At 21.6% G+C, this 12,344-nt stretch carries 9 protein-coding genes and 1 tRNA gene; 1 reads left to right on the forward strand and 9 read right to left on the reverse strand.

Annotation, left to right across the window (positions count from 1 at the left end; all coding sequences use genetic code 11):
• Position 1: 1 nt before the first annotated feature.
• Positions 2-454: a hypothetical protein gene (locus CWO85_RS02450; RefSeq protein WP_121464062.1), complete on the forward strand. Its 453-nt coding sequence runs from the start codon at positions 2-4 to the stop codon at positions 452-454.
• Between the two features lie 476 nt (positions 455-930).
• Here CWO85_RS02450 and CWO85_RS02455 read toward each other — a convergent pair.
• From CWO85_RS02455 to pheS, 9 genes are all read right to left on the reverse strand, one after another.
• Positions 931-1,010 (reverse strand) — tRNA-Pro (locus tag CWO85_RS02455).
• A gap of 322 nt (positions 1,011-1,332) precedes the next feature.
• Complete coding sequence (locus CWO85_RS02460) at positions 1,333-2,496, reverse strand: extracellular solute-binding protein (RefSeq protein WP_121464063.1); 1,164 nt, start codon at positions 2,494-2,496, stop codon at positions 1,333-1,335.
• A 6-nt stretch (positions 2,497-2,502) separates the two neighbouring features.
• A complete protein-coding gene (locus CWO85_RS02465) occupies positions 2,503-3,291 on the reverse strand; it encodes an ABC transporter permease (protein WP_121464258.1) in 789 nt (262 codons plus the stop codon).
• Positions 3,284-4,126: an ABC transporter permease gene (locus CWO85_RS02470; protein WP_121464064.1), complete on the reverse strand. Its 843-nt coding sequence runs from the start codon at positions 4,124-4,126 to the stop codon at positions 3,284-3,286. Before CWO85_RS02470 ends, CWO85_RS02465 begins: the two co-directional genes overlap by 8 nt.
• Before the next feature lie 5 nt (positions 4,127-4,131).
• Positions 4,132-5,448 carry an ABC transporter ATP-binding protein gene (locus tag CWO85_RS02475; RefSeq protein ID WP_121464065.1) on the reverse strand — a complete coding sequence of 439 codons (1,317 nt, stop codon included), beginning with the start codon at positions 5,446-5,448 and terminating at the stop codon, positions 4,132-4,134.
• Positions 5,449-5,488: 40 nt separating this feature from the next.
• Complete coding sequence (gene lepA / locus CWO85_RS02480) at positions 5,489-7,312, reverse strand: translation elongation factor 4 (protein ID WP_121464066.1); 1,824 nt, start codon at positions 7,310-7,312, stop codon at positions 5,489-5,491.
• 53 nt (positions 7,313-7,365) lie between these two features.
• On the reverse strand, positions 7,366-8,283 hold the full coding sequence (gene rsgA, locus CWO85_RS02485; protein WP_121464067.1) for a ribosome small subunit-dependent GTPase A: 918 nt from the start codon (positions 8,281-8,283) through the stop codon (positions 7,366-7,368).
• Between the two features lie 33 nt (positions 8,284-8,316).
• Positions 8,317-10,698: a phenylalanine--tRNA ligase subunit beta gene (gene pheT, locus CWO85_RS02490; protein WP_121464068.1), complete on the reverse strand. Its 2,382-nt coding sequence runs from the start codon at positions 10,696-10,698 to the stop codon at positions 8,317-8,319.
• Positions 10,699-10,752: 54 nt separating this feature from the next.
• The gene (gene pheS, locus CWO85_RS02495) at positions 10,753-11,784 is read right to left on the reverse strand and encodes a phenylalanine--tRNA ligase subunit alpha (protein ID WP_121464069.1); all 1,032 of its coding nucleotides are present in this window, start codon (positions 11,782-11,784) and stop codon (positions 10,753-10,755) included.
• Between the last annotated feature and the right edge of the window lie 560 nt (positions 11,785-12,344).

Here is a 12,344-nt window from a genome sequence, read left to right on the forward strand (position 1 = left end):
TATGAAAATTCAAGAAAATAAAAATAAATTAATTATTGTCGTAATGGTTTTAATTATTCTTTTATCAATCGTTTTGTACTTTTTTTATAATTATCGAATTCCATCTAATTTAAAAATAGATGAAACAAAAAAAATAACTAAAAAAATAATTTTCAAATTAAAAGAAACATCATTAAAAGAAAATAAAATTAAAGAATTAAAAACAAAAAGGACTGCTTTTTTACAAAATTATTTATTAATGAATTCTGAACTTGATCAGATGTTTGACGAATTACGGAAATTACATTCAAAACATTATGTATATGGAACTCTTGATTTAGCAGGTCTTTGTGAAAAAACTGAATGCGCAAATCAAAATAAAAAAATGAATGAATTAAGAGATAAATTTCATTACGCCAGAGAACAAATAGAAGCTATCGACAAACAAATCAAAGAACTAGAAAACCAAATATAATAAAATTTTAATTATTAAAGAATCAAATTAGTTTTTGATTCTTTTTTATTATAAATAATTTAAGTTAATTAAAATAAACTTAATTTTAAATTAACTTTATTTTAATTAACTTAAAAATAAAATAGAAATCAAAGAATAAAAAAATATGAAAATTAAAAATAAAAAATTTTATATTTTATTAATTTTATTTATAATTATTATTATTTTTATAATTTTTTTAGTGTTAAATTTTTAAATTACTTCAAAGCGATCAAGAAATTCACTAATATTACTTAAGAACTATTTAACGACTTAAACAATGATGTCAGCCAATTATGGAAAAATATGAGACTTTTAAAAGTACTAAAAGAAAATTAAAAATATATTTTTGTCAACTTAATTCCTTCTTTCTTTTGTGTTAAAAAGTTAAAAATAAGTTTCATCAAAAACTTAAAACTTACATTTTTTTAATTTAATTAATTTATTATATTATATAATGGTCAGAAAGGCAGGATTTAAACCCATGACCTCTTGGTTCCAAACTACAAACACCATACTAAAATTTAGCTACTTTCTAATTATGATAAAATAGTTTAAAAAAACAAAAATTAAATAATAAAAATATTTAATCCTTCATATATATTCTCGAAATGATAATTTTACAATGTAAAGTTATATTAAAAAAAGAAAAGTTCATAAAAATATTTAAGAATTTAAATTGAATTTTTAATTTCTTTTTTGATTAATTAATAAATTTTAAATTTATATTATTTTGTGTAATTTATTTCAAAAAAGAATGGAATATTAATTCCGCTTTTCTTTTTAAATAAAAAATAATTTTAATTTTTATATAAAAAAATTTTAAATCAAAAAATATCTAAAATTATAAAATAAGATAATTATATCTTTATAAAGATATATATTAACAAAAATAAAAATAAAATAATTAAACCTAAAATAATTAAATATTTATCTTTAGGATCGGGATAAGAATAAATTTCGTTCCAAGCATCGCTAATTTGTTTTTTATATGTTTCATCGTATTTATATATCTTATCTTTATCATTTATTTCTAATTCTAAACGATGATCGTTTTTTGTTATTCCAACATAAGGAGAATCGTAATTAATAAAATCATTATTTTTTTGTATATTTTCAGTTTTTAATAAAAAATTAATAAAATCGTAAGCCCCTTCTTTTTTACTTTCTTTAGGCAAAACTAATCCATCAAACCAAATATTAGTTCCTTCATTAGTAAATGGATAATATTCTAAATTGTTATTTTGTTTCATTAAATATCTTGCGTCGCCTGAATAAGCTACAGCAATATCATAATATTCATTGTTTTCTATTTTCATTCTATCTAATAATTGATCAGTGATAAAAGATAGGTTAATATTTTTTCTTTTTAAGTCTATTAACCATTTTTTAGCTTTTTCGATATCTTGTTTTGAATTTTTATTAATATCTTTATCATCTTCGTTTATAGCTTTTAATCCTATAAACATTCCTTCAAAAGCATTATTGTATAAAGCGATTTTATATTCAGGATTTATTATGAAATCTTTCCATTTTTTAGGTAATTCTGATTTTTTATTTTCTTTTTCAGGAAATTTATTTTTTTTATATAAAAGTCCCAAATTTCCATAAAAATATGGAATAGTAAATGTGAATATTTGTTCATCTATTTTTTTTTTAAAAGTGTTAGAGAAATTGTTATCAAATTCTGGTAATTTTAAAAATTTATTATCAATTTTTTCTAAATGATTATCTTTTAATTGTTCGATAGCGTATTCGCTTAAAATAGCGATATCATATTTATTACCAGCTTTAATTTTGTTAACTGCTAATTCATTAGATGAAAAAAAACTTTGTTTTATAATAAATTTATCTGATTGTTCATTATATTCTTTTATAATACTAGGTTCAATATATTCTCCCCAATTGAATAATAAAATAACCTTTTTATTATTTAGATTTTTATTTTTCATTTTTAAATAATAAAATAAACATAAAAATAAAATAGAAACAACAATGATAATAGAAAATATTTTTTTTTTCATTTATGATTATGATCTTTTCCTAATTTTTATTAATTCAATTGTTATTTTACATAAAACAACTAAAATTAAAATAGAAGATAAAGCGTTAATAGTAGGATTAATCGTTCCTTTTAAACTATAAATATAAGCAGATATATTTTGATAATCGGAACCACCGGCAAAATAAGAAATAATAAAATCATCAAAAGATAATGCAAATGCAATACCAGCGCTAGTCAACATAACATCTTTTAATTGAGGCAAAATTATTTTAATAAGAGTCTGAAAAGATGTCGCTCCTAAATCATAAGCGGCTTCAATTAAATCTAATTCTAAAACGCAACATTTACTATATACGGAAATTAAAACATAAGGGACGCTAAAGGAAATATGAGCCAATAACATTCTCCAAAAACTACTTTTTAAACCAATAAAACTAAATAAAACAAATAAAGCTAAGGCATTAATAATTTCAGGTATAATAATGGAAAATTGATTCATATTTAATATAAATTGGCGCCATTTTTTTTTATAATTCATTAAAGAAATAGCCGCTAAAGTTCCTAAAATAGTAGAAATTATAGTGGATAAAATAGCAATTTGAAAAGTGATAAATATAGAAGATTTAATAGTTGAATCTTCTAAAATTTTATGATACCATTTAAAACCGAATTTATTAAAATGAACCAAGGAAGAAATTCTTCCTTCGTTTTCATTAAAAGAAAAAATAATTAAAGAAATTATAGGTAAATAAATAAAAAGAAGAATCAAAAATAAATATATCAAATATAATTTTTTTTTATTTATTTTAAACATTAGATTTATTTTTTTTTTCAAATTGATTCTTCTTATAAAAAGTTAAAATATAAAGCATTAAAAACGTCAAATTCATAGCAATAGCGCAAGCGCTTTTAAGATCGCCAATCAAAAAAGTTTTATTTTCAATTAATTCGCTAATAACAGTAATAGTTGTTGGGCCTAAATATTTAGGAACAACAAGATTAGTTGAAATTTGTAAAGAAACTAAAATAACTCCTGTAGTTAATCCTGGAAGAGATAAAGGAAAAATGATTTTTTTAAAAATTTGTTTTTCATTTGCTCCTAAATCTTTAGCTGAATTAATTAAATTATGATCTATTTTAGAAATACTAAGAAAAATAGGTAAAAACATATAAGGCAGGAATAAATAAACAAATCCAATTAACATTGCTGAATTAGTTTCTAATAAATTTATACCGAAAATTTTTCTTATTAAAAAAAAAATTTGCATCAAAGATTGGGTTTTTAAAATCATATTAATCCATATTGTACCATTAATTAATAAAATTAAGATGGATTGGATTGGTGTACTACATTTAGAAACTATATAAGCGAGAGGATAAGTTATTAGAAGGATAAAAAAAGTCGATATAATCGCTATTAATATAGATCGAAATAAAACATAAATAAAAACTTTTGTAGTATAAAAATCTTTATAATATTTCCAAGTAAAAGAAATGTTAAAAAGACTATTTTTATTACTTTCTTGAATAGAATCTAAAAAAATAATAAAAATAGGAATTAAAATAAATAAAATAAGAATTATAAAATAAGGTAAAGATAAAAATTTATAAAATTTATTTTCTTTTTTATTTTGTATGCGAGAAAGCATTTTAATTATAATACCTCCATAATATGTAAGTCTTCAGGATTAAAAAAAATACTTATTTGAGTATTGACTTCTACAAAATCAGTTGTATGTACAATGTAATTACGATATTTAGTTTTTATATTTACTTCCCAATGAACTCCTTTGAACGAAATATAATTAACAATTCCGTCAAATAATCCTTTTTCTGGTTCAAAAATATCAATATCTTCAGGACGGATAACAATATCTACTTTTTGATTTTTTATAAAACCGGAATCTACACATTTTAAATTTTTATCATCAAAAAAAACTAAAAAATCTTCTTTCATAATTCCTGAAATTAAATTAGATTCACCTATAAATTTGGCTATAAATTTGTTAGCAGGTTCGTTATAAATATCTTGTGGCGTCCCTATTTGTTGAATTACTCCTTGGTTAATAATAACTATTTTATCGCTCATAGTTAAAGCTTCTTCTTGGTTATGAGTAACAAAAATAAAAGTAATTCCTGAATTTCTTTGTATTTCTTTTAATTCATATTGCATTTCTTGTCTTAATTTTAAATCTAATGCTGCTAAAGGTTCATCTAATAATAAAACTTTAGGTTTATTAATTAAAGCTCGGGCTATAGCCACTCTTTGTTGTTGGCCTCCTGATAATTGATTAATATCTCTATTTTCTAATCCTATTAAACCTACTAATTTTAAATAATGTAAAACTTTTTCTTTTATAAATAATTCTTTTTGTTTTGGTGATAAAAGTTTGTTTTTTAATTTAGAAAATTCTTTATAAAAATTTGTTTCTATAATTGTTTTTTTTATTTTAAGATCTTTTTTGAATTTTTCGAATGAAGGATTTTGTTTTTTCCAAAAGAACTCGAAAAAAGAAAAAAAAGATTTTTTATTTTGTTTAGAAATATTAGAATTTGTTTGTTCGGTTTTAATTTTATATTCTTGTTTTATTTTTTCTATTTGTTCTTTTTTTTGTATTTTTAAATTTTTTATTTTTTGTTCATATTTTTCATTTAAATTTTTAATTCTTAATCCGAAAGCGATATTTTCGAAAACATTCAAATGCGGAAATAAAGCGTATTTTTGAAAAACTGTATTAATTAATCTTTTATGAGGAGCAACATTTATAATACTTTCGTTATTAAATAAAATATCTCCGTTGCTCATATCTTCGAAACCGCCAATAATTTTTAAAATAGTAGTTTTTCCACAACCCGAAGGCCCTAATAAAGTTACAAATTCGTTTTCTTTAATTTCTAAATTAATATCATTTAAAATAATTTGATTATTGATTACTTTTGTGATATTTTTTAATTCTATTAAGTTTGTCATTTCGTCCTTTCTTACAAACAAACTAAATATTTTAAATAATTTATTTGTTATCGCTAGATAAAATAGCTAAAAAGGCTTTTTGAGGCAACGTTACTTTTCCTAATGATTTCATTTTTTTCTTACCTTTTTTTTGTTTAGCTAATAATTTTTTTTTTCGAGTAACATCTCCACCGTAACATTTATCAATAACATTCTTACGCATAGATTTAATATTTTCTCTTGTTATTATTTTTTTTCCTATAGCGGCTTGAATAACTATTTCAAACATTTGTTTAGGAATTAAATCTTTTAATTTTTGACAAATTTTTTTGGATCTTTGATATGCAAAACTTTCGTGACTAATAAAAGATAAAGAATCAACTATTTCTGAATTTAATAAAATATCTACTTTTTTTAATTTACTAGGATAATATTCATCTAATTGATAATCGAAAGAGGCATAACCTTGAGTAGAAGATTTTAGTTTATCAAAATAATTATAAATAGCCTCTGAAAGAGGTAATAAATATTTCAACATTACTCTATCACGATCTAAGTATTGAATATCTTGTAATTGCCCTCTTTTATTTTGAGAAATTTCCATTACTGTTCCGATATACATTTTAGGACAAGTTAAAAAAGCTTTGATATAAGGTTCTTCGATGCGTTCGATAGATTGATTATAAGGCCATTTAGCTAAATTATCGACAATAATTTTTTTATTATTGACTTGATAAATATGCAAAACTACAGAGGGCGCTGTAATAATAACTTCGATTCCAAATTCTCTAACAATTCTTTCTTTAGTAATTTCCATATGTAAAAGTCCTAAAAAACCAATTCTAAAACCGACACCTAACATCTTTGAACTTTCTTTTTCGTAACTTAAAGAAGAATCGTTTAATCTTAATTTTTGTAAAGCTTCTGTTAAATGTCCGAATTTCTTTAAATCAGCAGGAAATAGGCCACAAAAAACAACTGGATTAATACGACGATAACCAGGTAAAGCAGGCACTTGTTGATTATGACTTAAAGTAATTGTATCTCCTACACGAACATCGTCAATATTTTTTATAAAAGCAGTTAAATAACCAACATCTCCGGCTGCTAAAAAATCTTTTTTGATTGGTTGTGGTCGGAACACACCTACTTCCATTACTTCATAATTAGTTTGGCTTGAAATAAAACGGATTTTATCTCCTTTTTTAATAATCCCATTAACAACACGAATAGAAGGGATAACTCCTTTATAAGAGTTAAAAATAGAATCAAAAATTAAAGCTTGTAATGGTTTTCGAGCATCTCCTTGAGGGTGTGGAATATATTTTACAATATTATTTAAAATTTCTGGAACACCCGCACCCGTTTTACCACTCGCGACAACCATTTTGTCAACATCTAAATTTAATTTATCTTTAATTTCTTTTTTTGTTTTTTCGATATCCGCCGCTGGTAAATCGACTTTATTTAAAACAGGAATAATCGTTAAATTATTTTCTAAAGCTAAATAAACATTGGTCAAAGTTTGAGCTTGTATCCCTTGTGTAGCGTCGATTACCAAAAGGACTCCTTCACAAGCGGCTAAAGAGCGTGATACTTCATAATTAAAATCAATATGCCCAGGTGTATCAATTAAATTCATAATATATTCTTCGTTATTTTCGTTTTTATAATGAATTTCTGCTGTATTTAATTTGATAGTAATCCCTTTTTCTCTTTCTAGATCCATAGAATCTAAAATTTGAGATTTCATATTTCTTTTTTGAATCGTATTCGTAATTTCTAAAATTCTATCAGCCAAAGTAGATTTACCATGATCTATATGCGCAATGATAGAAAAATTCCGAATTTTTTTCTTTTTTTGATTTATTTGTTCTAAATTCATACTCAAACCTATTAATGATAATTTTTTTAGAAAATATAATTATAAATAAAAAATTAATTTTTATTTTTTTTCTTTTCACTTATTTCTTTTATAAAAGATAAATAATTATGATAACGAATAGAAGAAATTAAACCTTCTTGATAAGCTTCTTTAATTTTACATTTTTTTTCATTAATATGTAAACAACTATAATTAAAAAAACATTGATCCGCAAAAATTAAAAAATCATCATAAAAATTTTTAACTTCTTCGATTTTAAAATCTAATAAATCTAATTTTGAAAATCCTGGGGTATCAGCGATATAACCTTCATGAAAAAAAAACAACTTAGAGTTTTTAGTAGTATGTTTTCCTCTATTTAAATATTCGGAAATTTCTTGAGTTTTAAGATTTAGAGAAGTTAAAGCGTTGATTAAGGTAGATTTTCCTACACCTGTTTGACCTGCTAAAATAGTTATTTCATTAGTGAAAAGATTATATAAAGGATCTAAACCAAATCTATTTTTGCTATCTATATAATAAATAGGAAAAAATTTTTTATAATAAGATATTTTATCTCGGAATAAAATTAATTCCGGTTCAGAAATTAAATCTATTTTAGTAAAAATTAAAATAATTTTTAATTTAAATTTTTTTAAAATTAATAAAAATTTATCTAATAATTTAAAATGAAATTTAGGCTTTACTAAAGAAAAAACTAAAAAAACTTGAGTGATATTGCTTATATTAGGTCTATTTAAAGAATTCGAACGTGGCAAAATACTATCAATAAAAAATTGATTATCTTTCGTTTCGTATAAAACTAAATCACCAATTTTTATTTTAGAATATTCTAAATCATTATTTGTTTCTTTTTTAAAATTATAATATTTTATTTTTCCTCTTACTTGAGCATTAATTTGTTGTTTTGTTTCTAAATCTATAAGTAAATATTCTTTTATTAAAAATTCAATTACGATACCTTTACGCAAATAAATACAACTCCATATTAATATATTTATTAATTATCTTAATTTAATTTCATAAATTTTTTGCATTTTATCTTCTATTTTTTTCATAATTTCGTTAACAACTCCTTTAGATAAACTTTTATTTTTATCATTAAAAGTTAAACGAAAAGATAAAGAATATTCGTCTGTATTTAATTTTGGATCTTCATAAAGATCTAATAATTCACATTTAATTAAAATATCTGATATTTCTTGTTTTAAGGTTTTAAAAATTTCTTCAAAAGAATATCTTTTAGAAATAAAAAAACTTAAATCTCTAATAATAGAAGGTAATTTACTTATTTCATTGAAAACAATATTTTTGGAATTTTCTAAAAAATCATTTTCTAAAACAATTTCTAAAAGAAAACTTTCTTTTAAATTATATAATTTTTGTATAGAAGGATGTATTTCTCCGATAAAACCAATTTTTTTATTTTGATATAAAATATTAGCTTGTTTACCAGGGTGGAAACTTGAATATAAATTAGTTTGCTGCAAATCAAATTTAATTCCTAATAATAAACTTATTTTATCTAAAATTCCTTTTAAAACAAAAAAAGAACTTACTATACTAGGTTTAATCCAACCTAAAGAATTGAAATTACCGCTTAAACCTATTGATAAATGTAATTTTTCTTCTTGATTATTATAAACTTTTGCTATTTCAAAAAAAAGGTTATCATAATTATTATGTTTCTGATTATAACTTAAAACTTCGATCATACTACCGCTCAAATGTTGTCTTAAAATAATATTTTCATGAGAAATAGGTTTTGCAACTTGTATATAATCTTGTTGATCAGAAAATAATTTTAAAATTTTTAAATTTACTAAACTATAAGTAATTATTTCATACAAACCTAAATTTATCAATAAATCTTTTAATTTATATAATGTTTCTTGTTTCTTATTTCTTAAAGAAATTTTATTTTTTTTTAATGATAATGATTTTAATTTATTAATTCCATATATTCTGATTATATCAGAACACACATCCTCAGGAATCACAACATCATGCCTTCTAAAAGGAGGTTTTAATTTAAAAATATCATTTTTAATTATTTCTACTTCATAATCTAATTTTTTTAAACAAATTTCTATCTCTTCAGAAGAAAAAACAGAACCTATTTTTTCTTCGATAAATTTTAAAGATAATAAAATTTCTGGTTTTTTATTATTTTTGATTTTTTGGGATATAATATTCGAAATTTGACATTCTTCGTTTAATGATTTTAAAAGAAAATTAAATCTATTTAAAGCTTCTTTTACTAAAGATGAATTGATTCCTCTTGTCCAACGTATTTTTTTTTCATTTTCTAAATTTATTTTTTTAGAATTTTTCAAAATATAAGAAGGGGCTAAATAAGATGTAGTTATAATAATTTCGTTAGTATCTTTATTAATATTATTTGAATAAGAATTGACAATTCCTAGAATAGATAAAATATTTTGACCTCTAGCTACAACTACATCTTCTTTACTTAAAAAAAATTTTTTTTCTAAATCAATTTGAATAAATTCCGTTTCCGAAGCATTTCTTATTTCTATTTTTTTTTCTTTGAAATTAGAAACGTCAAAAACTTCTAAAGGAACGCCGTACTCTAATAAAACTAAATTTGTAATATCTACGATATTATTAACAGGAATTATATTATGAGTGAATAAAAGACTTCTCAACCACAAAGGAGATTTTTTAACTTTTATATTTTTAATATAAAGCAAATTATATTCCCAACAATTTTTATTTATAATTTGTATTTGAAAAGGATTTTCTTCTTTTTTTATTTTTTTTGTTAAAGAAATAGGATAATCGAATCTATTAATATTTTTTAAACTTTTTAAATCTTCAGCGAAACCTATATAAGATAAAAGATCTCCTCTATCTGAAGTAATGTTTAATTTTAACAAAAATCCTTTTAGGTTTAAATATTCTAAGGCATTTTCACCAACAGGAGCATCATTTTCTAAAATTAAAATTCCTTTTTTTTCTTCTTCACTTAAAATATTAGGATCTAATCCTAATTCTTGCGCAGAACAAATCATTCCGCGGGATTTATGTCCGAAAATATCTTTTTCTTTGATGCGAAGTTTGATTGATTTTAAATAAGCATCAATTAAAGCAACTACTACTTTTGTACCTTTTACAAGATTTGAAGCTCCGCAAATAATTGTTAAATGATTATCTTTAACATCTACAGTTACTAAATGAAGTTTTTCCGAATTAGAAACTTTTTGGAATTCAATAATTTTTCCTATAATCAAAAAATCATTAGGTTCTAATATTTCGCATTTATCTATTTCAGTAATATAATTATTAATTAAAAATTGCAATTCTTCTAAACTATAATCATCGAAAGAAAGATATTTTTTTAAAATTTTTTCATGAATTATCATTATTTTTTTTATATCCTTTAAAATTAAATAGTTTAATTTATTTTATGACAAAGTTTAAACAAATTGATTTAAAAAACGAATATCGTTATTGTAAAAATGTCTAATATTTTTTATATTTTTTTTTAACATTGTGATTCTTTCGATTCCCATACCAAAGGCCAAACCAGTATATTTTTTATTATCAAAACCTACATTATCTAATACTTGGGGATGAATTAATCCAGCTCCTAATATTTCTAAGTAAACTGTCTTTTTGTTTGCTCCTTCTATTACTAAATCTACTTCAAAACTTGGTTTAGTAAAAGGAAAATAAGAAGGTCGAATTCTTATTTTTTGTTCTTCTCCGAAAATATGTTTAATAAAAGATGTAATAATTTCTACTAAATCTATTAAACTAACTTTTGAACCGACATAAAAACCATCTAATTGAGTAAATTGATGACTATGAGTATCATCGTCCTTATCTCTTCTATATACTTTTCCAGAAGCAATAATTTTTAAAGATTTATTGCGTGCTTTTAACATAGTTTTGATTTGAATAGGGGAAGTATGAGTTCTTAACAAATTTTCTGGATTATTTTTTAAATAAAAAGAATCTTGCATATCTCTTGAAGGATGATTTTTATTCATATTTAACATTTCGAAATTGTATAAATCAGTTTCTATTTCTGTTCCTTCATGAATAGAGTATCCTAAACTTAAGAAAAAATTTTCTATTTCTTTAATCATTTGATTTAAAGGATGCATACACCCTTGTGGAAAATGAAAAGAAGGTAAAGTGACATCTATTTTTTCTTTTGTTAACTTGTCATTTAAAATTTGATTTTCTAAAAAACATTTTTTTTCTTTAAATAAATTAATGTTTTTTTGTTTAGAAATAAAAATAACTTTTTTTAATTCTTTTTGAATTTCTGGTTTGTAATTATTAATTTTTTTTAAAATATCTAAAAAGAAACCTTTTTTTCCTAGATATTTTGTTTCTAATTCTAATAATTTTTTTATTTCGTTAATGTTTTGCAATTCTTTAATTATTTTATTTTCTGTTTCAGTCAATATTTTTTTTAATTCGAAAATGTCTTGATACATAAAATTTATTTCTCCTTTTTATTTATTAATAAAAAAAACTCTAGGAATTGTTTTGTAAAGAAAAAAATATTTTTTTGATAAAAATATAAATTTAAATATATAAATATACTATATATAATAATAACAAAATAAAAAAAATATTTTTCGTTTTTTCATTAAAATTTATTTAGAAAATATTTTTCTTTATTAATATTTAAATTTTCTTATAAAAATAATTTCATATTTATTTTATAATGTCTGAAATGTAATATTTTTTATTATATTTACCTCTGGTTTGTAAATCCAATTTGAAAAGGTATAGTGTCGTCTTTTGATTGTTTCATTTCTTTTAAGAGATATACAGTAATCATAAAGAGAATGATAACTAAATATAAAAGGTATTTTGATAAAGATTAAACATTGTTGTTATTTTCTTAGATTTCTCCATTCAAAAAAACATTTTAAATTAAAAATAGGAGTCAAATTTATGCTTGGGGTAAATAGATGATAAATAATCATAAAATTTCTGAATTAAACTAAATTATTTTTACAATTTAATAAATTATTTCAAACAAAAAAAG

The sequence above is a fragment of the Candidatus Phytoplasma ziziphi genome (assembly GCF_003640545.1).
GTDB classification, from domain to species: domain Bacteria; phylum Bacillota_I; class Bacilli_A; order Acholeplasmatales; family Acholeplasmataceae; genus Phytoplasma; species Phytoplasma ziziphi.

Excerpts from the sequence above, each read along its gene's own strand:
- CWO85_RS02450 (WP_121464062.1), top strand. The coding sequence starts at position 2 with ATGAAAATTCAAGAAAATAAAAATAAATTAATTATTGTCGTAATGGTT.
- CWO85_RS02460 (WP_121464063.1), bottom strand. The coding sequence starts at position 2,496 with ATGAAAAAAAAAATATTTTCTATTATCATTGTTGTTTCTATTTTATTT.
- CWO85_RS02465 (WP_121464258.1), bottom strand. The coding sequence starts at position 3,291 with ATGTTTAAAATAAATAAAAAAAAATTATATTTGATATATTTATTTTTG.
- CWO85_RS02470 (WP_121464064.1), bottom strand. The coding sequence starts at position 4,126 with ATGCTTTCTCGCATACAAAATAAAAAAGAAAATAAATTTTATAAATTT.
- CWO85_RS02475 (WP_121464065.1), bottom strand. The coding sequence starts at position 5,448 with ATGACAAACTTAATAGAATTAAAAAATATCACAAAAGTAATCAATAAT.
- lepA (WP_121464066.1), bottom strand. The coding sequence starts at position 7,312 with ATGAATTTAGAACAAATAAATCAAAAAAAGAAAAAAATTCGGAATTTT.
- pheT (WP_121464068.1), bottom strand. The coding sequence starts at position 10,698 with ATGATAATTCATGAAAAAATTTTAAAAAAATATCTTTCTTTCGATGAT.
- pheS (WP_121464069.1), bottom strand. The coding sequence starts at position 11,784 with ATGTATCAAGACATTTTCGAATTAAAAAAAATATTGACTGAAACAGAA.